Consider the following 20601-nt stretch of genomic DNA (forward strand, 5'->3'; position numbering starts at 1 on the left):
TATCGTGCCGCCATGGACAACGCCGAAGCCATGGTTCAGCTGCGCGCCCTGGCCGCGCGCATCGAGCAGCTGGTCGCGCACGCGCAACGCCTGGCCGAAGAGAACCGCAGCCTGCGCGCGCAGCAGGAGCAGCTGGCCGGCGAGCGTTCGCAACTGCTGGCCAAGAATGAACAGGCGCGATCGCGCGTGGAAGCCATGATCACGCGCCTGAAATCGCTGGAGCAGCACACATGAGTTCTTCCAGCGAGCCGGTCAACGTCCGCCTGCTCGACCGCGAGTACACCATCGGCGTGGAACCGGACGAACGCGACAGCCTGCTGGCCGCGGCCAAGCTGCTGGACGGCAAGATGCGCGAAATCCGCGGCAACAACCGCATGGCCGCGGTCGACCGCATCGCCGTGCTCGCGGCGCTGAATCTGGCACACGAACTGCAGCAATTGCGTAACGAAAGCGACAGCCGCGGCCGCGAACTGTCGCGCACGCTGACCGACCTGCAGCGCAAGCTCGACGGCGTGCTCGAAACGCCCGCCTGAACGCGCAAGCAAATTTTTACGCGAACGCACCCGACGAACGGACGACACGCCGAGCCGAGCCACGCTATACTTCGCCTGCGTCCTCTGCCGTGTTCGACGGCGCGCAAAACATTCACCTTGTCCCTTAAAAACGACACCGGGAATGCGACGATCGCCAGGCGTGCAAGTCCGCCCCGCTGCGGAAAGCCCGAAGGCGTCAAAACGTTCCCACTTGAACCCCAGGTTCAAGGTCGTTTCGCGCGCATCGGCATGGCGGAGGATGCATTTTTTACTCTTTTGTGGGAGCGGCTTCAGCCGCGAGCTCTTCACAGCCATCGCCATCTCGCAAAAGCTCGCGGCTGAAGCCGCTCCCACAAGAGCCGAACGCGCAAAGCGTTTAGAATTCGCGTCATGACCGGCGCGCAATCCCCGAACCTCGCAGACCGCACCGCGCTGCGCCGCGAACTGCGCCAGCGCCGCCGCGACATCCCCGCCGCGCAACGCATCGCCGCCGCCGAAAAGCTCGCCGAACGCCTGCTGGCGCTGCCGTTCGCGCCCGCCAGCGGTTACGTCGCCGGCTATTGGGCCATGGACGGCGAGATCGCCCTGCACGTTTGGCAACTGCGCTTGCCGCCGGGGCTGGTCTACTGCCTGCCCGTGCTGCACGAAGAACGCCTGCATTTCGCGCCGTGGCGTCCGGGCGACCCGCTGGTGTCCAACCGCTACGGCATCCCCGAACCCGACCTGGCCGTCGATTCGCTGCTCGGCGCGGAGGCGATGTCGCTGGTGGTGGCGCCGCTGGTCGGCTTCGATGCGTACGGACAGCGGCTGGGCATGGGCGCCGGCTGGTACGATCGCAGCTTCGCGTTCCGCCGCGAACGCGCCGGGCCGCCCTGGCTGGTCGGCGCCGCCTTCGCCGCGCAGCGCATCGATCGCCTGCCTGCCGAATCGTGGGACGTGCCCCTGGATGCGGTCTGCAGCGAAAACGAAACCCTGATCCCGCAGAAGACGCCCGCATGAGCCCACGCAAACGCTACTGGCTGATGAAGACCGAGCCGGACACGTTCTCGATCGACGACCTGGCGAAAGTGAAGACCGAACCCTGGACCGGCGTGCGCAACTACCAGGCGCGCAACCACATGAAAGAGATGCAGGTCGGCGATGGCGTGCTGTTCTACCACTCCAGTTGCGAGGTGCCCGGCATCGCCGGCGTCGCCACGGTCGCCGCCACCGCGTATCCCGACCCGACCCAGTTCGAGAAGAAATCGGACTATTACGACCCGAAAAGCTCGCGCGAGCAGCCGCGCTGGGAAATGGTCGACGTCGCCTTCGAGCGCAAGCTCAAGCGGGTGATCCCGCTGGAAGAGATCAAGTCGCATGCCGAAGCACTCGGCCCGTTCGCCTTGACCCAGCGCGGCAACCGCTTGTCGGTGCTGCCGGTGTCTGCGGCGCAATGGAAATTCCTTCTTTCCCTGGAGTAAAGGCATCGTGTCCGAAGCCAAGCGCCTGGCCGGCGAGAAAGCGGTCGACTACGTCGAGGACGGCATGATCGTCGGCGTCGGCACCGGTTCCACCGTGGCCTTCTTCATCGATGCCCTGGCGCGGATCAAGCACCGCATCGCCGGCGCCGTGTCCAGTTCCGAACAGAGCACGCAGCGCCTGCGCGGGCACGGCATCGAGGTGATCGACCTCAACAACGCCGGCCCGCTGTCGCTGTATGTGGACGGCGCCGACGAATGCGATCCGCACAAGCGCCTGATCAAGGGCGGCGGCGCGGCGCTGACGCGCGAAAAGATCATCGCGCAGGCCAGCGAAAAGTTCGTCTGCATCATCGACCCGGCCAAGCGCGTCGACGTGCTCGGCAAATTCCCGCTGCCGATCGAAGTGATTCCGATGGCGCGCAGCCTGGTCGCGCGCGCGATCGTGGCCCAAACCGGCGGCCAGCCGGTGTGGCGCGAAGGCGTGAACACCGACAACGGCAATTGGGTGCTCGACGTGCACGGCTTGGCGATCGTCGATCCGGTGGCGATGGAGCGCGAGTTGAACCAGATTCCCGGCGTGGTCAGCGTGGGCCTGTTCGCGCAGCGGCCTGCGGATGTGGTGATCGTCGGCGGCGAGCCGCCGATGGTGCTGTAGCTCTTCGCTTTTCGTAGGAGCGGCTTTAGCCGCGAGCTCTTGATCTTCGTTCCGGTCTCGAAGAGCTCGCGGCTAAAGCCGCTCCTACGAAGAGCAACAGCCTGCAAACCACTGATTTTCCTGCAGTCTCTCGTTTAGAGACGGATTGGCGCGATACTGCCTATCCACGCGGTTCGTATCATTGCGCCATGACGCTGCGCTGCCTCTTCGTCGACTTCAACTCGTTCTTCGCCTCGGTCGAGCAGCACGACAATCCGGCGCTGCGCGGGCGGCCGGTCGGGGTGGTGCCGGTGATCGCGGCGACGACCTGCTGCATCGCGGCCAGTGTCGAAGCCAAGAAACTGCACGGCATCGGCACCGGCACGCCGGTGTGGGAAGCGATGGAGAAATGTCCGGACATCGCCCTGGTCGAGGCGCGCCCGGCGCGCTACGTCGAGATCCACCACGCGTTGATGAATGCGATCGAGGACTGCATCCCGCACGGCAAGGCCGAATCGATCGACGAAGTGCCTTGCTACCTGATCGGCAGCGAACGCAAGCGCGAGAACGCCGAGGCGATCGCCCGTAAAATCAAGCAGACCCTGATCGACCGTGGCTACCCGAGCATCCGCTGCTCGATCGGCATCGCGCCGAACCGCTTCCTGGCCAAGACCGCGTCCGACATCGTCAAGCCCGACGGCCTGACGGTGCTGGAAATGGGCGACTTGCCGCACAAGCTGCACGCGCTGGAACTGCGCGACTTCTGCGGCATCGGCCCGTCGATGGAGCACCGACTGCGCAGTGCCGGCATACATACCGTCGAACAATTGTGCGGCGCCACGCGCGAGCACCTGCGCGCGGCCTGGGGCAGCATCGAAGGCGAGCGCTACTGGCTGCAGTTGCGCGGCTTCGACGTGCCCGACCGGCCCACCAAGCGCGGCTCGGTCGGCCATTCGCACGTGCTGGGCCCGCAGCTGCGCAGTTTCGACGGCGCCCGCGCAGTGCTGTTCAAACTGCTGGCGAAAGCGGCGATGCGCTTGCGCCACGAGAAGTTCCTGGCCAGCGGGCTGGCGATCCGGATCCGTTTCGTCGGCCTGGAAAACCGCTTCGAGCGCGACCTGGCCTTCGCCCCGATCGACGACACGCCGACCCTGCTGCGCCTGCTCGGCGAACAGCTGTCGCAACTGGAAAACGCGATCGCGCGCAAACGCTGGAACCCGCGCCGCAATCCGCCGCTGTCGGTGGCCGTGACCCTGGTCGGTCTGGAACCGATCGGCAGCGTCACCGAAGAGCTGATGGCCGGCCGCCGGCGCGACAAGGACATGAGCCTGGTGGTGGACAGGATCAACGGCAAGTACGGCAACAACGCCGTGTATTTCGGCGCGATGCAGCCGGCGATGGTCCACGACGCCGCGCCGATGCGCATCCCCTTCTCCAAGATTCCCGACACGGCCCTGGAACAGGACGTATCGGTCCGCAAGCGCAGCGGCAACCCGGCCGACGTGACCGACGAGCTGTACCTGCAGCGCGAGCGCCAATTCAAGGTGCTGGCCGAAACGGCGCATCGCGAAGCGCAAAAACAAAAAGGGCGCAAACCCGCTGGCGAAGAAGCCCAGCCGTTCAAGGCCGGGGCCGGCGGCTGGGCTGGCCGCAAGAAGAAGCCCGAACCCGAAGTGGGCGAAACCCGCCCGCTGTTCTGAACGCCTCCGGATTACCGATAAACTAGCCCGGCCGCCGCCGCCGGAACCCGCCATGCGCTCTCTCCGCCCCCTGCTGTTCGCCGCGTTGTTGTTGAGCGGCTGCGCCACGGCCAGCGACCCGTGGGTGGAAGTGAACGGCCAGCGCTACACCGTGGAGATCGCCGACGACGACGCCGAGCGCGCCCGCGGCCTGATGTTCCGCGAGGAGATGGCCGACGATCGCGGCATGCTTTTCATCCACGACCGCCAGGAACCGCTGGCGTACTGGATGAAGAACACCAAGATTCCGCTCGACATCCTGTATTTCGACAATGCCCGCAAGCTGGTGGCCAAACAGGTCGACGTGCCGCCGTGCACGCTCGGCGACAACTGCCCGAACTATCCCAGCGGGGCGTCGGCGCGTTACGTGCTGGAATTGAACGCCGGCCAGGCGGCGCGGCTCAAGCTCGCCGAAGGCGCTGAGCTGAGACTTTCGCCCGCCATACCGCCCGCGAAGTGAGCCATAGCTCTTCGTAGGAGCGGCTTTAGCCGCGAGATCTATCCCTCAAGTTCGCGCGAGCATGAGGGAAGAGCTCGCGACTAAAGTCGCTCCTACAAGAAAGCGGACGCCGCAAAAGGGTCTTGATTCGACGCGGAAACGGCCTCACTCTTGCCCCATGCGCGACCGGTTCTCCCTGCCCGAGTGGAACAGCCTCGCCGGTCTGGACGACGATACGCTGCCGCTGCTCAGCACCGCGCTGCTGATCGCCCGCGACGAATATCCCGCGCTCGACGCCGACCTGTACGACACCCTGCTGCAGGAGCACGCCGAAGCGCTGCGCCCCGAGATCGACGCGGTCGACGCGTGGCCGACGAAGATGGCCGCGATCAACCGCCACCTGTTCGAAGAGCTGGGCTACACCGGCGACAGCGACGAGTACTACGATCCGCGCAACAGCTATCTCAACCAGGTGTTCGAACGCCGGCGCGGCAATCCGATTTCGCTGGCCCTGGTGCAGATGGAAGTGGCGCGCCGGCTGGGCGTGCCGTTGGACGGCGTTTCCTTCCCCGGCCACTTCCTGGTGCGGTTGCCGGTGGACGACGGGTTGCTGGTGATGGATCCGTTCAACCGCGGCCGCCCGCTGGACGTGGACGAACTGCGCGAACGCGCCAAGCCGCACCTGGGCGGCGAATTGCCGGACGACGGCGCCCTGTTGCACATCCTCAACCCCGCCTCGCACCGCGCCATCCTGGTGCGCGTGCTGCGCAACCTGCACGGCGTGTACGCCGACGGCGACGATTGGGAACGCGCGGCGCGCAGCGCGGACCGCATCCTGAAACTCTCGCCGGACCAGCCCGAGGCGCTGCGCGACCGCGGCCTGGCGTATCTGCAGCTGGGCCATCGCGGCGGCGCGCGCCACGACCTGGCGCGTTACGTGCAGCAGAATCCGCAGGCTACGGACATGGCGCAGATGCGCGAGCGGCTGGTGGAGCTGAATAGCGGCTCGTCGCGGATGCATTAGCTCTTTTTGCTTTTCGTAGGAGCGGCTTTAGCCGCGAGCTTTTCCTACCAAGATCTCGCGACGGATGGAAAGAGCTCGCGGCTAAAGCCGCTCCTACGAAGAGCGGTACGTCTCCAGGTCCAACGTCATCGCGATCAGATCGATGCCGGGGGCGAAACCGTTCTCCACCTGTTTCGTTTGCACGAAACCGTACCGTTGGAAAAAACCGCGGCTGAATTGAGAAGTCTCGATCCGGACTTCGCCGAAAGCAGGATCGGCGGCGATGCTGTCCAGCCGAAACCGCAGCAAGGCACCGCCCCATCCTTGCCCATGGCGATCGCGGTGGATCATGCCCCAGCAAAGCGCGGCGACATGCGGATGATCGTCTTCCTGCGCATATCCTCCGCAACCCACCGGCGTGCCGTCGGCATCGATCGCCACGAAATACGGCCCGGGCAGATCGTCGATGAAGGCGATGAAGTCCTTGCGTTCGGATTCGGCGAAATACCGCGGCGCGTTGCTGGCGAAGAAAGCCAGGCCGAGGTCTCGGTCCTCTGGCCGCCAGAACCGGAAATTCGCGGCCGGTGATTCCATGAGCGGTTCCCCGGCGGATGGCGGCGTCAAACCACCATCATCTCGAAATCGTCCTTGGTCACGCCGCAGTCCGGGCAGGTCCAGGTCTCCGGGATGTCTTCCCAGCGCGTGCCCGGCGCGATGCCTTCCTCCGGCAAGCCGGCGGCCTCGTCGTAGATGAACCCGCAAACGACGCACATCCAGGTGCGGTAGGCGGTGGTTTGGGCGACTTCGGACATCGGAGCGATAATACGGACCAGCGGGATGGCATTGTCCCACCCTGCGCCCGGCACGGAAACCCATGTCATGAATCCACGCTGGCCGCGCCGCGGCTTGTACCTGATCACGCCGGATCTGGCCGATACGGGGGAATTGCTGGCGCGCGTGGGCGCCGTGCTGGCCGACGCCGCACTGCTGCAATACCGCAACAAAGCGGCCGACGCCGCCCTGCGCCGCGAACAGGCCTCTGCCCTGCTGGCGCTGTGCCGCCGCCACGACGTGCCGCTGATCGTCAACGACGATGCGGCCCTGGCCGCGGACATCGGCGCCGACGGCGTGCATCTGGGCGAGGACGACGAAGACATCTCCGCCGCACGCGCCTGGCTCGGCCGCGGCGCGCTGATCGGCGCGTCCTGCTACGACTCGCTGGACCGCGCCCGGCGAGCGGCCGAAGCCGGCGCGGACTACATCGCGTTCGGCGCCTTTTTTCCCTCGCCCACCAAGCCCCATGCGCGGCGCGCGACGCCGGCCCTGCTGCGCGACAGCGCCGCGCTCGGCCGTCCGCGGGTGGCGATCGGCGGCATTACGCCCGACAATGCGCCTTTATTGATCGATGCGGGCGCCGATCTGCTCGCCGTCATCAGCGGCGTGTTCGACGCCGCCGATCCCGCCGCCGCTGCGCGCGCCTACCGAGACTGCTTCGAAGCATGAACACGCAAAACTCCCATGAACTCTTCGCCCGCGCCCAGGGGCTCATGCCCGGCGGCGTCAATTCGCCGGTGCGCGCGTTCAAGTCGGTCGGCGGCGAACCGTTCTTCGTGCACCGGGCGGACGGCGCGTATCTGTACGACGTCGACGGCAACCGCTACATCGACTACGTCGGCTCGTGGGGCCCGATGATCGTCGGCCACAACCACCCGGCCGTGCTCGATGCGGTATTGCGCACCGCACGCGACGGCCTGAGCTTCGGCACGCCCAATCCGTTGGAAGTGACGATGGCCGAAACCATCGCGCGATTGGCGCCGGCCTGCGAAATGGTGCGCATGGTCAATTCCGGCACCGAGGCCACGCTGTCGGCGATCCGCCTGGCGCGCGGCGCCACCGGGCGCGCGCGCATCGTCAAGTTCGAAGGCTGCTATCACGGCCACGGCGATTCGTTCCTGGTCAAGGCCGGCAGCGGCGCGCTGACCTTCGGCGTGCCGACGTCGCCCGGCGTGCCCAAAGCGCTCGCCGACCTGACGCTGACGCTGAGCTACAACGATTTCGAAGGCGCGACCGCGCTGTTCGACGAATGCGGCGACGACATCGCCGGCCTGATCGTCGAACCGGTGGTCGGCAACGCCAATTGCCTGCCGCCGCGCGACGGCTATCTGCAACATCTGCGCGACCTGTGCACGCGCCACGGCGCGCTGCTGATCTTCGACGAAGTGATGACCGGCTTCCGCGTCGCGCTCGGCGGCGCGCAGGCGCGCTACGGCGTCACGCCGGACCTGTCCACCTTCGGCAAGATCATCGGCGGCGGCATGCCGGTGGGCGCCTACGGCGGCCGCGCGGACCTGATGCGGCAGATCGCGCCGAGCGGGCCGATCTATCAGGCCGGCACGCTCAGCGGCAATCCGGTGGCGATGGCCGCGGGACTGGCGATGCTGGAACTGATCCAGGCGCCGAATTTCCACGCCGACCTCGAACGCCGCACGAATGCTTTGTGCGACGGCCTCGAAGCCGCCGCAGGCGAAGCCGGCGTGCCGCTCACCACGCAGCGCGTCGGCGGCATGTTCGGGCTGTTCTTCAGCGACGAGAAAGTCGATACCTATGCGCAGGCCGTGGCCTGCGACACCGCCGCGTTCAACCGCTTCTTCCATGCGATGCTCCAGCGTGGCGTGTACCTGGCACCATCGGCGTTCGAAGCCGGCTTCATGTCTTCGGCGCACGACGACGACGTGATCCACGCGACGCTCGTAGCCGCGCGCGAAGCTTTCCGCGAGGCCAAGGCATGAGCGCGGCGCCCGCGCTCGTCCTGTTCGACCTGGACGGCGTGCTGGTGCATTACAGCCATCAGGCCCGCTTGGACGTGTTGGCCGAACGCAGCGGCAAGGACGCGGCGGCGGTCAAGGCAGCGCTGTTCGATTCCGGCCTGGAATCGGACTCCGATCGCGGCGTGTATAGCCCGCAAGGCCAGGCCGAAGAACTTTCGCGCCGGCTCGGCGCGCGGCTGACGCTGGAAGATTGCGTCGCGGCGCGCAAGGCTTCGATGACCGTCGAGCCGGCGATGCTGGCCCTCGCGCACGAGACCGCGAAGCATGCGGGCGTCGCCATCCTCACCAACAACGGCCTGATGCTGCGCGATTACCTGCCGCAGATCTGCCCGCCGCTGTTTCCGCTGTTCTCGGCCCGGGTGTTCTGCTCGGCGCAGTTCAAGATCGAAAAGCCCGACCCGGACATCTTCCGCCGCTGCTTGGCCGCGCTCGGCGTCGCCGAGGCGCAGGCGCTGTTCGTGGACGACAACCCGGCCAATGCGGAAGGCGCGCGCAAAGCCGGATTGCAGGCGCACCATTTCACCGGCGCCGCCGCATTGCGCGCGGCATTGGCCGAACTCGGCGTACTGGAGAAAAAAGATGCGACTTGAAACCCTGGCCATCCACGCCGGCGGCGAGGCCGACCCGGGCACCGGCGCGGTGTCGCCGCCGATCCATCTGGCCACTACCTTCAAGCACGGCCCGGCCGGCGAGCGCATCGCCGGCTACGAATACCAGCGCGAAGGCGATCCGACCAACGACCGCCTGCGCCAAGCCGTCGCGGCTTTGGAAGGCGGCGCCGCAGCGCTGACCTTCGCATCGGGCATGGCGGCGATCGGCGCCTTGCTCGAATCGCTGCCGAACGGCGCGCGGATCGCGATCCCGGACGACTGCTACACCGGGCTGCGCGTGCTGGCCGCGGAGTTCTTGCCCGAACGCGGCATCGTGGTCGCGACCGTGGACATGGCGGACCTGGAAGCGGTGCGCAAGGCCTGCGCAGACGGCATCGATCTGGTCTGGGCGGAAACGCCGTCCAATCCGCGCATGAAGGTCTGCGATATCGCCGCGCTGGCGACGATCGCGCACGAAGCGGGCGGCATGCTCGTGTGCGACAACACCTTCGCATCGCCGGTGCTGCAGCGGCCGCTGGCGCTGGGCGCGGACGCCGTGATGCATTCGACCACCAAATATTTCGGCGGCCACAGCGACGTGCTCGGCGGCGCGCTGGCGTTCGCGCGCAACGACGCGCTGTTCGAACGCGTCGCGCACCGGCTGCACATCGCCGGCGCCAACATGTCGCCGTTCAGCGCCTGGCTCACTTTGCGCGGCTGCCGCTCGCTGCCGGCGCGGATGGCCTTGCATTGCGCCAATGCACGCCGCGTCGCCGAATTCCTCGCTGGCCGCGACGAAATCGAACGCGTCAACTATCCCGGGCTGGCTTCGCACCCGGGGCACGCCATCGCGGCGAAGCAGATGCGCGATTTCGGCGGCATGCTGTCGATCGAAGTGCGCGGCGGGCGCGAGGCGGCCTTGGCGATGGCCGGCCGGCTGAAGATCTTCACCAACGCCACTTCGCTGGGCGGTTGCGAATCGCTGATCGAGCACCGCGCCTCGGTGGAAGGCGACAAGCCGGTCTCGCCGCAGAACCTGTTGCGGGTATCGGTGGGGCTGGAGCACGCCGACGATCTGATCGCCGATCTGGAACAGGCACTTCAGGGCTGACCCCCCAGGCTGTCATCCCGAACGCAGTGAGGGATCTGCTGCCACGGCCCGCGCAAACGGCGGATCCCTCACTGCGTTCGGGATGACAGAGTAGGAACGGTCTTATTTGCCCATAAATTCGCGTAATGCCGCCTCCAGGCGGCGCAGCCCCTCGGTCACATCGTCATCGCCGATGTTCAGCGCCGGCACGAAACGCAACACGTCCGGCCCCGCCTGCAGCAGCAGCAACCCGCGCTTCGCCGCCAGATCGAGAATCTCGCCCGCTTTGCCGCAATGCCCTTCGGCGAGCGCCGCGCCCAGCATCAGCCCGCGGCCGCGGATTGTCGAGAACACGCCGAGTTCGTCGTTGATTGCGGCCAACCCCGCCCGGATCGCAGCCGACTGCCGCTCGACATTCGCGGCGATCTCCGGCGACGACAACTTCCGCAACGCCGCGCGCGCGACCGCAGCGGCCAACGGATTGCCGCCGAAAGTGCTGCCATGCGCGCCGAACTGCATGACTTCGGCTACCTTCGGCCCGGCCAGCAACGCCCCGATCGGGAAACCGCCGCCCAAAGCCTTGGCCAGCGTGACGATGTCCGGCACCACGCCGTCCTGCCAATGCGCGAACAGCGTGCCGGTGCGGCCCATGCCGCACTGGATCTCGTCCAGCGCGAACAAGGCATCGTGGCGATCGCAGAGCTCGCGCACGGCTTCGAGGAAGCCCTCCGCCGCCGGCATCACGCCGCCCTCGCCCTGCACCGGTTCGACCATCACCGCTGCGACATCGCCTGCCGCCATCGCTTCTTGCAACTGCGCGATGTCGTTGAAGTCGACGTAACGGAAACCGCCGGGCAACGGTTCGTAGCCTTCGTGGTACTTCGGCTGCGCAGTCGCGGTCACCGCGGCCAGCGTGCGTCCGTGGAAGCTGCCGCGGAACGTGACGACGACGCGCCGCTCCGGCCCGCGGCCCTGCGCGGCGGCCCACTTGCGGATCAGCTTGATCGCCGCTTCGTTGGCCTCTGCGCCGGAGTTGCACAGGAATACGCGCGCGGCGAAGCGCGACGCGCTCACCAGCTCTTCCGCTAGCCGCAACGGCGGTTCGCTGTAGAAGACGTTGCTGGTGTGCCACAACTTGCCGGCCTGCTCGGTCAGCGCCGCGACCAGGTCCGGATCGTTATGGCCTAGTCCGCAAACGGCGATGCCTGCGGCAAAGTCGACGTATTCGCGGCCATCGCGATCCCACAGGCGCGAACCTTGCCCGCGCTCCAGGATCACCTCGCGCGGGCGATAGACGGGCAGGTAATAGTGTTGGCCGATCGCGACGAGATCGGCGGTGGCGGGCGTGGACAAGGCGTTCTTCCGGAGCTGTTTGCGGAATGATATGCCTTCTTCCCGCTTTTGTAGGAGCGGCTTCAGCCGCGAGCTTCTACTCTGTCGAAAGGAAAAGCTCGCGGCTGAAGCCGCTCCTACAGGAAGGCTACCGCGTGATCTTGCCGATATTCAGCGCCACCAACCGGTCCCGGCCGACGCCCGCACGAGCGATGCGCGTGTGCGAAGCGACGTCGGTCTTGCGTTCGTCGGCGGTGGCCACCAGCGCCGCGGCGAAATTCATCGCCGGATCGTTGGGCCGCAGGGCCAAGGCCTGGCCGATGCGCGCGCTGCCGTCGCCCTTGGCCAGGATCGCGCGCAGGGCTGCCGTGTCGACCTTGCCGATGCTAGGCATGTCGTAACCCTGCAGACGCACGATGTCCTGCAGCGTTTCGGCGTAGTAGCCGGCGTCGAACAGGGCCAGCGCCTTCGCCTCCGGCGTCGATGCCCGGGCGACGCGCGATTCGAGGCTGACGGCCAGATCGCGCGCCACTTGGCCGTCGCGGCTGGCGTAGATCGCCGCACGGCGCAGCGTTTCCATGCGCGCGATCACCGGCGTCTGCGGCGTCAGCAGAACCGAAGTATTGGCGACCAGGTTGTTCAAAGGATAATCGCGGCGCGCTTCATTCCACGCGCGACCGCCCCAATCCAGCGACGGCGCGCCTGCGGTATCGAACGGATGGCAGAGCAGCGGCGGGCCGGCGAATGCGGCCGGCGCGAACAGCAGCGCGGCCGACAGCGCAGCGCCGCATAGCAGAGTCTTGGGGTGCTTCATTTCGGATGCCTCCGGTTGCGTTGGAGATCCGTCCGGTCGTCGGATGTCGGCGCCGCAAGGACCGCGACACGGGTGTGCGCACACCAGAGACTGCCGATGCGCCCCGAGCGTTAACCGTCACTGCTTTTCGTTGAACAGCGATTCAGCATCAGCGGGCTTGCCGAACGCATCGGGCCACTGCACCCACCAGCGCTTGATGCGCGGATACGGCAGGCTGCGCCACCACGGATCCAGTGCATCCGCGCCGCGGGCGCGGAAGGCTTCGCGGGTGACTTGCGCGTCGGCGGGCATGATCTGCGCGGTGCGATCGAATACGGGGCCTTCGCCCAATTGCGGATACTGCCTGAGCAGCGATACCAGGGTGATCGCATCCTGCGCGCGCGACGAAGCCACCAATCGGCGCACGGCATCGCTGTCGGGTTCGGCGGCGGCGCCTTGCGCGTCTATCTCGCGCAGCGCGGCGACGAAGTCCCCATTGGCGCCCAGATCGTAGGGCGTGCCCGGATGCGCCTGTCCGCGCAGTTCGACGCGCGCGTTCTGCGGCACCAGGATTTCCCAACGCCAATTGTCGATCTGCACCCAGCCGCTGTTCACCGTCAGCTGGCCGTTGCCGTCGGCATCCATCTTCAACAGGAATTCGCAGCCCAGATCGATGACGTCGGCGACCGGCGTGGACACGCCCAGCGCGCCCGGCGGCGCCCATACGCGCGCCCACAGGCTGCCTTGCTCCAGGCGCAGCCTGTGGCGGCCGCTGCGCGTTTCGATCAGGGTCAAGCGGGAGTTTTCGCCGATCGCCACCTGGCCGATCCGCGCCACGCGCAGGTTGGCGGAGCCGCCGCGGCCGGTTTCCAGCACGCTGCCCGGAGCGAATGCTTTCGCGCCCGACGCAGTGCGTCCATCGATGCGCGCTTCGCCGCTCAACGCCGATAGCTGCCAGGGTCGTCCTTCCGGCCATTGCAAGCGGTGGCGATACCAGCCGGCGACGCCGAGCGCGCACATCGCCAGAACTGCGGCGCTGGCCAGCGCGGTGCGCCAGCGCGGGCGCCGCGCACGGGCTGCCTGCGCAGGCGGCGGCAGCGCGGATGCGGATGCGCGCACGCCGCGTTCCGCGCGCAGGGCGAAGGGCGCCAACACGCTTTCCAGCCGCACGATCTCCGGATCCGCGGGGCCGCTGCGGTCCCACAGGTAATCGTCGTCGCGGAACGGGTCGTTCGGAATATTCATGCCGTGGTTCCTCGCGCGTCGGCGGCCGACCCCAGCGTGGCGCGCAGCATCGCCATGCCGCGATGCAGGTTGACGCGGACGCTGCCGGGGGCCAGGCCGGTGCGCTCTGCGATTTCGGGACCGGTCAGCCCTTCGACCAGACGCAGCAGCAACGTTTCCCGATACGCCTCGGGCAAGCACGCGATCGCGCGCAGCGAGCGCTCGGCTTCCAGGCGATCGTCGGGGCGGTCGGGGGAAGCCGTGCGATCCAGCTCCAGGCCGGTCATCGCTGTCGGACGACGCTTGGCATCCAACGCCGCGCGTCGCGCGATGCTGACGATCCAGCCCGGGAACGCGGCCGGCTCGCGCAGTTCGCCGAGCCGGCGGATCGCGGTTTCGAACACGTCCTGGGTCAGGTCGTCGGCATCGGCGTGCTGCACATAGGCCAGCAAGATGCCGTGCACTACCGGCGCAAAACGCCGGTAAAGCGCATCCATCGCGCTCCCGTCGCCGGTGCGCGCGGCTTCGACCCATAACGGGATGGCTGCCGCGTCGCTCAATTCGCCCTGCCTTGTCGGTCAGAGATAGGACGTTACCCGAAGGTCGAGCGTTAACCGGACCGCTGGTCGGCTTTCCTGCCACTGCTACCGGCATCCCGGCGAAGGCCGGATTCGACAGCCCTGTTTGTCTCTCTCCTTCGAAAAAGAAGTGCCACATTGCCCCTGCTTTGTAGAGCGGAGCTTGCTCTGCTGCTCTTCGCTCTTAAGCCGTTCGCTCTTAAGCCGTTTGCTCTTAGGCCGTCATCCCAGCGAACACTGGGACCCATCTTGCTTTTGTTCTTGCCCCTAAGCCGTCATCCCGGCGAAGGCCGGGATCCAGGCCCCCGTCCTCGCCGGTCGCGCTGCGACTCGCGCCATGGACAAAAGCTTCCGGCTGCGCCGGGTCACTTTCTTTGTTGGCCCAAAGAAAGTAACCCAAGAAAGGGCCTGAACTGCGGTGCGATGCGTCGCACCTGAAAGTCCGCCAGCGGCCTGGGCTTTCGTCGTAGGTGACCTTCTTACGCAGGTACTAGATTTTGATTCGTAGCCTATGGGTGACGTGGCTTTTGCGGAGTTTCGCTAAGGAGTCGTTCTTGTCGATCGCCTCGGATCTAAATGTCGAAGCGACGGAGGAATCCCGAGCGCTGGCGAGCGGTGGCCAAGCACATGGAGTAGCCCCTCGCCGGATCCCTTCCAAAGGCCCTTTTTCTTTGGTTACTGTTCTTTTTGGGCCCCACAAAAAGAAAGTAACTCGGCCGCGGTTTTAGCGGACGAAACCCCGGCCTGAAAGGCCGGCAGCTCGCGAGAACCCCCAAGCCAAGGCAGCGGAGCAAGCTCCGCTCTACAGAGCAAGGGCAACGTCGCTGGATCCCGGCGTGCGCCGGGATGACGGTCTCAAATGCCTACCAGCTTCCCGTATTGGGCATCGACGCCCACGGCTCTTTCGGCGGCAGGTGGCCTTCCTGCAGCAACTCGACCGAGATCAGGTCCGGCGAGCGGACGAAGGCCATGTGCCCGTCGCGCGGCGGGCGGTTGATGGTGTAGCCCATCGATTGCAACCGCTCGCAAGTGGCGTAGATGTCGTCGACGCGGAACGCCAGATGGCCGAAGTTGCGCGCGCTGCCGTAGTCCTCTTCCGAACCCCAGTTGTAGGTGAGTTCGATCTCGGCCTGAGGCGTCTCGGGCGCGGACAGGAACACCAGCGTGTACTTGCCCTGCTCGTTGTCCATGCGCCGGTTCTCCTTCAGGCCCAGGCCGTCGCAGAAGAATTTCAACGTGGCGTCCAGGTCGCGGACGCGGATCATGGTGTGCAGATATTTCATCGAAGTCTCCAAAAAAACGAACGCCGCCATCACGCGTCGATGTGCGGCCTGATCAGTTGCGCCAAATGCCCTAACACCGTGCGGTCTTCAGATGGCGGTGCGTCCGCCGGATAGATCCGCAGCAGGCCGTCATCGTAACGCCGCGGCTGTACGTGCAGATGAAAATGCGGCACTTCCTGGCTGCCCGCGTCGCCGTTGGATTGCCAGAGGTTCAATCCGGGCGGGTCGAACGCCGCGCGCAGGGCGCAGGGCGCGTGCGGCCCGCGCGGCCAGCGCCGTCACCGCTGCCGCGTCTTCGACGTCCAGCGCATAAATGTTTTCGACATGCGCGCGCGGCACGACCAGCACATGGCCCGGCAACATCTGCCGGAAATCCATGAACGCCACGGCCCGTTCCGTTTCCGCGACGACGCTGGCCGGCGCGCGGCCCTGGACGATCGCGCAGAACGGGCAATCCACCGCGTTCAATCCAGGAACATATCCGGCAGCAGCGGTTGCGACGGATCGACGGCGTATGGCGACAGATCGGCGATGCCCGCCTCGTGCAGCACTTCGTCGTCGATCAGGAATTTGCCCGCGAATCCGCGCGCCGGCTTGACCAGGATCGCGTGCGCGGCGTCGCCGATGATCTCCGGCTTGCGCGCATTGGCCAGGTTCACGCCCGGAATCATGTTGAGCGCATCGGTGGCGATCAACGTGCGCGGCCATAGCGCGTTCACCGCCACGCCTTGCGGACCGAACTCGCCGGCCAGGCCGAGCGTGACGAAACTCATGCCCATCTTGGCCAGCGTGTAGCCGGCATGCGGCGCCCACCATTTCGGATCCAGCGACGGCGGCGGCGCCAGCGTCAGGATATGCGGATTGGCCGCCTGCAGCAGGTGCGGCAGGCAGGCCTGCGCGCACAGGAAGCTGCCGCGCGAATTGACTTGCTGCATCAGATCGAAGCGCTTCATCGGCGTGTCCAGCGCGCCGCGCAGCCAGATCGCGCTGGCGTTGTTGACCAGGATGTCGATGCCGCCGAACGCATCGACGGCGGCGGCGACCGCGGCGCGCACCTCGTCCTCTTCGCGGATATCGCATTTCAACGCCAGCGCGCGTCCGCCCGCGGCCTCCACCGCCTTGGCCGCTTCGTGGATCGTGCCCGGCAGTTTGGGATTGGGCACCGCCGATTTCGCCGCGATCGCGATGTTGGCGCCGTCGCGTGCCGCGCGAAGGGCGATGGCCAGGCCGATGCCGCGCGATGCGCCGGTGATGAACAGCGTTTTTCCGGACAGTGTGGACATGGGGGCGGTCGATTCGGGACGACCGATTCTAACCTCGCCCCACGATGGCGTGCCGATGATGGCCGACCTTGCGCGTTCGTTGCCTATAATTGAGCGATGCCTACCGCCTGGTTAGACAGCCTGGTCGCCTGGATCAGCGCGCACCCCCTCGCTGCCGGTCTGTTGATCGCCCTCATCGCGTTCTGCGATGCGCTGGCCGTGGTCGGCATCGTGGTGCCGGCGCTGCCGCTGCTGTTCGCGGTCGGCGCTTTGATCGGCCTGGGCCATATCGACGGTCCCTATGCCTTGACCTGCGCCGCCATCGGCGCTTTCCTGGGCGACGGCTTGAGTTACTGGATCGGCCATCGCTGGGGCTCGCATCTCAGCGAACAGTGGCTGTTCCGCCGCTATCCGCAATTCATGGAACGCGGCGAACGGTTGTTCCGGCGCCACGGCAGCAAGGGCATCGTCATCGCACGTTTCGTCGGGGCGGTGAGGCCGTTCGTGCCGGCGATCGCCGGCATGCTGCGGATGCCGCTGAAGCGTTACGCGCCCGCCAGCCTGTTCGCCTGCATCGCGTGGGCGGCGGCGTTCCTGGCGCCGGGCTGGGTGTTCGGCGCTTCCTACGATGCGGTGGCCGCGGTTGCGGACAAATTGAGCCTGGTGTTCCTGGCGCTGCTCGCCGCGCTGGCGCTGGTGTGGGCGGTGGTGCTGTACACCTATCGCTGGTTCGCCGCGCATGCCAACAACCTGCTCGCGCGCGCGCTCAAGTGGACGCGCGCGCATCCGCACCTGGGCAAGTACGCGGCGGCGCTGATCGATCCCAACCGGCCCGAATCGCCTTCCCTTATATTGCTGGCCGCCTGCCTGCTGGGTATCGGCTGGGCCTGGTTCGCCTGGCTGGCGGCGGTGCTGGCGCGCGGCGGGCCGCTGGCGATCGACCGCAACGTCTTCGAAGCGATGTCGAAGCTGCGCAATCCGCTGGCCGACCAGCTGATGGCGGCGCTGGCCTCGATCGGCGACGCGCAGGTCTTGGCGCCGGCGGCCGCGGTCGCGCTGGCCTGGCTGCTGTGGCGGCGGCGCTGGATGGCGGCGGCGCATTGGCTCGGCGCATTGGTGTTCGGGCTGGCGCTGACCGCGCTGTTGGGCGCGGTGGTCGACATGCCGCGGCCGCCGACAGCGCCCAGCGGCTTCGGTTTCCCGTCGATCGCGGTGACGATGAGCACGATCACGTTCGGCTTCTTCGCCGTGCTGATCGCGCGCGAATTGCCCGGACGCAGCCGTGTGTGGCCGTATTTGCTGGCAGGCGCCGCGGTGACTTCGCTCGGCTTCGCGCGGCTGTATCTGGGCGCGCACTGGCTCAGCGACATCGCCGGCGGTGTGCTGTTCGGCGTGGTTTGGCTGCTCGCGCTGGGCATCGCTTACCGGCGCCACGTCGCGCGATCGTTCCTGATGCGCCCGCTCGCGGCGTTGTTCTATGGCGCCTTCACCGCAGCCGTGCTGTGGCATGCGCCCCGCCAGACCGAGCGTCTGCTGGCGCAATTCGCACCGCCGCCGCCTACGCGCGTGCTGCAAACCCACGCCTGGTGGCGACAGGAATGGGCCACGCTGCCGACACGCCGCAACGAGCGTTCCAACGATCTGGCCTGGTCGCTGGACTTGCAGGCGGCAGGCCCGCTGACGCCGTTGCGCACGAAATTGGAAGCGGCCGGCTGGCGCGTGCAGGCGCAGGCCGACTGGATCGCCACGCTTGGCCTGCTGGACGACGACACGCCTCCGCCGCAACAACCCGTGCTGCCTGCCACGCTCGACGGGCGCGCAGAAGCCCTGCTCATGGTGCACCCCGGCGCCGACGACAAGCAGCAGTTCGCGCTGCGTCTGTGGCCGGCGCCCGCGCGCCTGCACGATGGCACGCCCTTATGGATCGCCACTGCGCAGACGCTGCGCTACCAGCGGCCGTTCGATATGGTCGGCTTCTGGCAGCCGCAGCAGGACTCGCGCGCCGCGCATGCGGCGCTGCGCGATGCGCTGCAAGGTACCGACGTGCGCGAGGAAACCTTCCCGGGCTCTGCGGGCAAAGTGCTGCTGTTGCGCACCGGCGACTGATCGCAGTTTGTAGAGCGGGGCTTTTCGTAGGAGCGGCTTTAGCCGCGAGCTTTTCGGTTCGGCCTGGCTATCCAACAAGAGCTCGCGGCTAAAGCCGCTCCTACGAAGAGCAAAAGCAGCGGAGCAAGCTCCGCTCTGCAGAGCAGGTCACTGCATCATTTCGAGCAGGCGATCGAGCCGCCGGTGCGGATCGTTCTGCTGCAATAGCGCCTGCCGGCGCGCATCGTCCAGCGGCAGCAGTTCGGCCAGCCGCCAGCCGACCCAGGCCGCCTCGTCGAAGCGGGCCATCGGCGCCCTGGCGTATTCGCCGCCGATCTGGTCCAGCAGGTTGCGCAGTACGGTGGCCAGCAGGCCATGCTGCGGTTGGATCTCGTCGTCGGGATCGCGCGCCAGCCATTCGACGTCGCCCAGGATCAGGCCGTTGTCGCGAACCCGTGTCTGCCGCACATGGAAACGGCGCGCTCCGCGGACCTGCAAGGTCAGCAGGCCTTCGTCGGTGCTGCCGAAATCCTCGATGCGCGCTTCGGTGCCGAACGCGGCCGGGGTGGCGGGCAAACCGGCTTCCTGGCCGTCCAGGATCAGGCAGATGCCGAAGCCGGCGCTCCTGTGGCTGCAGTCGCGCACCATGTCGAGGTAACGCGGCTCGAAGATCCGCAATCCCAGCGGTGCGCCGGGCAGCAGCACGGTGTGCAGGGGAAACAGCGGCAGCGATTCGGTGTTCGCCATTACCGCGCAGTGTAAGCGCGGCGGATAATTTTTTGCTCACTGTGCATTGACACGCCTATTCAGCAGATTTTGGCTGGGTCATTAGCTATGACTTTAGCTGGCGTGACTTTGGCTCTTGCTCTTAAGCCGTTTGCCCGCGATGGCATCCAGCGGCACCCTGCCCTTGTAGAGCGGGGCTTGCCCCGCTGCACTTGCCTTGCCTTTTGCTCTTATGCCTTTTGCTCTTATGCCTTTTGCTCTTATGCCTTTTGCTCTTATGCCTTTTGCTCTTATGCCTTTTGCTCTTATGCCGTTCGCTCTTAGGCCGTCATCCCAGCGAACGCTGGGACCCATCTTGCTCTTGCTGTTGCCCCTAAGCCGTCATCCCGGCGAAGGCCGGGATCCAGGCCCGCGTCCTCGCCAGCTGCGCTGCGACTCGCGCCATGGACAAAGGCTTCCGCGCTGCGCGCGGGTCACTTTCTTTGCTGGCCCAAAGAAAGTAACCCAAGAAAGGGCCTGAACTGCGGTGCGATGCGTCGTACCTGAAGTCCGCCAGCGGACCTGCTTTCGTCGCAGGTGACCTTCTTACGCCGGTACTAGATTTTGATTCGTAGCCTATGGGTGACGTGGCTTTTGCGGAGTTGCGCTAAGGAGTAGTTCTTGTCGATCGCCTCGCATCTGAATATCGAAGCGACGGAGGAATCCCGAGGGCGGGCGAGCGGTGGCCAAGAACACGAGGTAACCCCATCGCCGGGATACCTTCCAAAGGCCCTTTTTCTTTGGTTACTGTTCTTTTTGGGCCCATCAAAAAGAAAGTAACTCGGCCGCGGTTTTAGCGGACGAAACCCCGGCCTGAAAGGCCGGCAGATCGCCAGAACCCAACAGCCAAGGCAGCGGAGCAAGCTCCGCTCTAAAAGTGTAGGTGCGAATTCATTCGCACGCTTTTCGACGTATCAAGAGCGTGCGAATGAATTCGCACCTACGAAAAGCAAGAGTATCAGG

The 20601-nt window shown here is 66.5% G+C and carries 24 protein-coding genes and 1 other RNA gene; 14 read left to right on the forward strand and 11 right to left on the reverse strand.

Annotation, left to right across the window (positions count from 1 at the left end; genetic code table 11):
* Positions 1 to 12: 12 nt before the first annotated feature.
* From M2650_RS12530 to M2650_RS12570, 9 genes are all read left to right on the forward strand, one after another.
* A complete protein-coding gene (locus M2650_RS12530) occupies positions 13 to 234 on the forward strand; it encodes a TIGR02449 family protein (RefSeq protein WP_249474977.1) in 222 nt (73 codons plus the stop codon).
* Positions 231 to 533, forward strand: coding sequence for a cell division protein ZapA (locus tag M2650_RS12535; protein ID WP_249474979.1), 303 nt, complete (start codon positions 231 to 233; stop codon positions 531 to 533). The genes M2650_RS12530 and M2650_RS12535 overlap by 4 nt, the downstream gene beginning before the upstream one ends.
* A 78-nt stretch (positions 534 to 611) precedes the next feature.
* Positions 612 to 796, forward strand: a non-coding RNA gene (gene ssrS / locus M2650_RS12540) — 6S RNA.
* Positions 797 to 923: 127 nt separating this feature from the next.
* Complete coding sequence (locus M2650_RS12545; protein WP_249474981.1) at positions 924 to 1532, forward strand: 5-formyltetrahydrofolate cyclo-ligase; 609 nt, start codon at positions 924 to 926, stop codon at positions 1530 to 1532.
* Positions 1529 to 1993, forward strand: a complete 465-nt coding sequence (locus M2650_RS12550; protein ID WP_249474983.1) for an EVE domain-containing protein — start codon at positions 1529 to 1531, stop codon at positions 1991 to 1993. The genes M2650_RS12545 and M2650_RS12550 overlap by 4 nt, the downstream gene beginning before the upstream one ends.
* A gap of 7 nt (positions 1994 to 2000) precedes the next feature.
* Positions 2001 to 2648, forward strand: a complete 648-nt coding sequence (gene rpiA / locus M2650_RS12555) for a ribose-5-phosphate isomerase RpiA (RefSeq protein WP_249474985.1) — start codon at positions 2001 to 2003, stop codon at positions 2646 to 2648.
* Positions 2649 to 2836: 188 nt separating this feature from the next.
* On the forward strand, positions 2837 to 4327 hold the full coding sequence (locus M2650_RS12560) for a DNA polymerase Y family protein (protein ID WP_249474987.1): 1491 nt from the start codon (positions 2837 to 2839) through the stop codon (positions 4325 to 4327).
* Positions 4328 to 4379: 52 nt separating this feature from the next.
* On the forward strand, positions 4380 to 4826 hold the full coding sequence (locus M2650_RS12565) for a DUF192 domain-containing protein (protein ID WP_249474989.1): 447 nt from the start codon (positions 4380 to 4382) through the stop codon (positions 4824 to 4826).
* A gap of 157 nt (positions 4827 to 4983) precedes the next feature.
* Positions 4984 to 5829, forward strand: coding sequence for a SirB1 family protein (locus M2650_RS12570; RefSeq protein WP_249474991.1), 846 nt, complete (start codon positions 4984 to 4986; stop codon positions 5827 to 5829).
* A gap of 93 nt (positions 5830 to 5922) precedes the next feature.
* Here the strand turns inward: M2650_RS12570 and M2650_RS12575 are convergent, their stop codons facing one another.
* Positions 5923 to 6402 carry a GNAT family N-acetyltransferase gene (locus tag M2650_RS12575; RefSeq protein WP_249474993.1) on the reverse strand — a complete coding sequence of 160 codons (480 nt, stop codon included), beginning with the start codon at positions 6400 to 6402 and terminating at the stop codon, positions 5923 to 5925.
* 26 nt (positions 6403 to 6428) lie between these two features.
* A complete protein-coding gene (locus M2650_RS12580; RefSeq protein ID WP_249474995.1) occupies positions 6429 to 6620 on the reverse strand; it encodes a rubredoxin in 192 nt (63 codons plus the stop codon).
* 67 nt (positions 6621 to 6687) lie between these two features.
* On the opposite strand from M2650_RS12580, the gene thiE reads away from it, so the two are divergent.
* Genes thiE through M2650_RS12600 form a run of 4 tightly spaced genes read left to right on the forward strand, consistent with a single transcriptional unit; the run spans position 6688 to position 10337 of the window.
* On the forward strand, positions 6688 to 7311 hold the full coding sequence (gene thiE, locus M2650_RS12585) for a thiamine phosphate synthase (RefSeq protein ID WP_249474997.1): 624 nt from the start codon (positions 6688 to 6690) through the stop codon (positions 7309 to 7311).
* Positions 7308 to 8597: a glutamate-1-semialdehyde 2,1-aminomutase gene (gene hemL, locus M2650_RS12590; protein ID WP_249474999.1), complete on the forward strand. Its 1290-nt coding sequence runs from the start codon at positions 7308 to 7310 to the stop codon at positions 8595 to 8597. The genes thiE and hemL overlap by 4 nt, the downstream gene beginning before the upstream one ends.
* Positions 8594 to 9226 (forward strand): HAD family hydrolase, encoded by a 633-nt coding sequence (locus M2650_RS12595; protein WP_249475001.1) that lies wholly within the window; start codon positions 8594 to 8596, stop codon positions 9224 to 9226. The genes hemL and M2650_RS12595 overlap by 4 nt, the downstream gene beginning before the upstream one ends.
* A complete protein-coding gene (locus tag M2650_RS12600; protein ID WP_249475003.1) occupies positions 9216 to 10337 on the forward strand; it encodes a trans-sulfuration enzyme family protein in 1122 nt (373 codons plus the stop codon). The genes M2650_RS12595 and M2650_RS12600 overlap by 11 nt, the downstream gene beginning before the upstream one ends.
* Positions 10338 to 10439: 102 nt before the next feature.
* Here the strand turns inward: M2650_RS12600 and M2650_RS12605 are convergent, their stop codons facing one another.
* The 8 genes from M2650_RS12605 to M2650_RS12635 all read right to left on the reverse strand — a co-directional run bounded on the left by M2650_RS12605 (position 10440) and on the right by M2650_RS12635 (position 16809).
* Positions 10440 to 11669 (reverse strand): acetylornithine transaminase, encoded by a 1230-nt coding sequence (locus M2650_RS12605; RefSeq protein ID WP_249475005.1) that lies wholly within the window; start codon positions 11667 to 11669, stop codon positions 10440 to 10442.
* 127 nt (positions 11670 to 11796) lie between these two features.
* Positions 11797 to 12462, reverse strand: coding sequence for a hypothetical protein (locus M2650_RS12610; protein WP_249475007.1), 666 nt, complete (start codon positions 12460 to 12462; stop codon positions 11797 to 11799).
* 117 nt (positions 12463 to 12579) lie between these two features.
* On the reverse strand, positions 12580 to 13686 hold the full coding sequence (locus M2650_RS12615) for a FecR domain-containing protein (RefSeq protein WP_249475009.1): 1107 nt from the start codon (positions 13684 to 13686) through the stop codon (positions 12580 to 12582).
* Positions 13683 to 14225: an RNA polymerase sigma factor gene (locus tag M2650_RS12620; protein WP_249475011.1), complete on the reverse strand. Its 543-nt coding sequence runs from the start codon at positions 14223 to 14225 to the stop codon at positions 13683 to 13685. Before M2650_RS12620 ends, M2650_RS12615 begins: the two co-directional genes overlap by 4 nt.
* A gap of 881 nt (positions 14226 to 15106) precedes the next feature.
* Positions 15107 to 15526 carry a VOC family protein gene (locus M2650_RS12625; protein ID WP_249475013.1) on the reverse strand — a complete coding sequence of 140 codons (420 nt, stop codon included), beginning with the start codon at positions 15524 to 15526 and terminating at the stop codon, positions 15107 to 15109.
* A 29-nt stretch (positions 15527 to 15555) separates the two neighbouring features.
* The gene (locus M2650_RS16560; RefSeq protein WP_345779862.1) at positions 15556 to 15741 is read right to left on the reverse strand and encodes an HIT family protein; all 186 of its coding nucleotides are present in this window, start codon (positions 15739 to 15741) and stop codon (positions 15556 to 15558) included.
* Positions 15656 to 15985, reverse strand: a complete 330-nt coding sequence (locus tag M2650_RS12630) for an HIT family protein (protein ID WP_249475065.1) — start codon at positions 15983 to 15985, stop codon at positions 15656 to 15658. The genes M2650_RS16560 and M2650_RS12630 overlap by 86 nt, the downstream gene beginning before the upstream one ends.
* A gap of 5 nt (positions 15986 to 15990) precedes the next feature.
* Positions 15991 to 16809 carry an SDR family oxidoreductase gene (locus M2650_RS12635; RefSeq protein ID WP_249475014.1) on the reverse strand — a complete coding sequence of 273 codons (819 nt, stop codon included), beginning with the start codon at positions 16807 to 16809 and terminating at the stop codon, positions 15991 to 15993.
* A 96-nt stretch (positions 16810 to 16905) separates the two neighbouring features.
* Between M2650_RS12635 and M2650_RS12640 the strand changes: the two genes are divergently transcribed.
* Complete coding sequence (locus M2650_RS12640) at positions 16906 to 18894, forward strand: bifunctional DedA family/phosphatase PAP2 family protein (RefSeq protein WP_249475016.1); 1989 nt, start codon at positions 16906 to 16908, stop codon at positions 18892 to 18894.
* 147 nt (positions 18895 to 19041) lie between these two features.
* Here the strand turns inward: M2650_RS12640 and M2650_RS12645 are convergent, their stop codons facing one another.
* Positions 19042 to 19620, reverse strand: coding sequence for an LON peptidase substrate-binding domain-containing protein (locus M2650_RS12645; RefSeq protein ID WP_249475018.1), 579 nt, complete (start codon positions 19618 to 19620; stop codon positions 19042 to 19044).
* Positions 19621 to 20601 lie beyond the last annotated feature (981 nt).

Source organism: Luteimonas galliterrae, assembly GCF_023374055.1.
Classification (GTDB): domain Bacteria; phylum Pseudomonadota; class Gammaproteobacteria; order Xanthomonadales; family Xanthomonadaceae; genus Luteimonas_C; species Luteimonas_C galliterrae.

Excerpts from the sequence above, each read along its gene's own strand:
- M2650_RS12575 (WP_249474993.1), bottom strand. The coding sequence starts at position 6,402 with ATGGAATCACCGGCCGCGAATTTCCGGTTCTGGCGGCCAGAGGACCGA.
- M2650_RS12595 (WP_249475001.1), top strand. The coding sequence starts at position 8,594 with ATGAGCGCGGCGCCCGCGCTCGTCCTGTTCGACCTGGACGGCGTGCTG.
- M2650_RS12530 (WP_249474977.1), top strand. The coding sequence starts at position 13 with ATGGACAACGCCGAAGCCATGGTTCAGCTGCGCGCCCTGGCCGCGCGC.
- M2650_RS12625 (WP_249475013.1), bottom strand. The coding sequence starts at position 15,526 with ATGAAATATCTGCACACCATGATCCGCGTCCGCGACCTGGACGCCACG.
- M2650_RS12565 (WP_249474989.1), top strand. The coding sequence starts at position 4,380 with ATGCGCTCTCTCCGCCCCCTGCTGTTCGCCGCGTTGTTGTTGAGCGGC.
- thiE (WP_249474997.1), top strand. The coding sequence starts at position 6,688 with ATGAATCCACGCTGGCCGCGCCGCGGCTTGTACCTGATCACGCCGGAT.
- M2650_RS12560 (WP_249474987.1), top strand. The coding sequence starts at position 2,837 with ATGACGCTGCGCTGCCTCTTCGTCGACTTCAACTCGTTCTTCGCCTCG.
- M2650_RS12615 (WP_249475009.1), bottom strand. The coding sequence starts at position 13,686 with ATGAATATTCCGAACGACCCGTTCCGCGACGACGATTACCTGTGGGAC.
- M2650_RS12640 (WP_249475016.1), top strand. The coding sequence starts at position 16,906 with ATGCCTACCGCCTGGTTAGACAGCCTGGTCGCCTGGATCAGCGCGCAC.
- M2650_RS12535 (WP_249474979.1), top strand. The coding sequence starts at position 231 with ATGAGTTCTTCCAGCGAGCCGGTCAACGTCCGCCTGCTCGACCGCGAG.
- M2650_RS12600 (WP_249475003.1), top strand. The coding sequence starts at position 9,216 with ATGCGACTTGAAACCCTGGCCATCCACGCCGGCGGCGAGGCCGACCCG.
- M2650_RS12610 (WP_249475007.1), bottom strand. The coding sequence starts at position 12,462 with ATGAAGCACCCCAAGACTCTGCTATGCGGCGCTGCGCTGTCGGCCGCG.
- M2650_RS12580 (WP_249474995.1), bottom strand. The coding sequence starts at position 6,620 with ATGTCCGAAGTCGCCCAAACCACCGCCTACCGCACCTGGATGTGCGTC.
- M2650_RS12645 (WP_249475018.1), bottom strand. The coding sequence starts at position 19,620 with ATGGCGAACACCGAATCGCTGCCGCTGTTTCCCCTGCACACCGTGCTG.
- M2650_RS12635 (WP_249475014.1), bottom strand. The coding sequence starts at position 16,809 with ATGTCCACACTGTCCGGAAAAACGCTGTTCATCACCGGCGCATCGCGC.
- M2650_RS12570 (WP_249474991.1), top strand. The coding sequence starts at position 4,984 with ATGCGCGACCGGTTCTCCCTGCCCGAGTGGAACAGCCTCGCCGGTCTG.
- M2650_RS12550 (WP_249474983.1), top strand. The coding sequence starts at position 1,529 with ATGAGCCCACGCAAACGCTACTGGCTGATGAAGACCGAGCCGGACACG.
- hemL (WP_249474999.1), top strand. The coding sequence starts at position 7,308 with ATGAACACGCAAAACTCCCATGAACTCTTCGCCCGCGCCCAGGGGCTC.
- M2650_RS12545 (WP_249474981.1), top strand. The coding sequence starts at position 924 with ATGACCGGCGCGCAATCCCCGAACCTCGCAGACCGCACCGCGCTGCGC.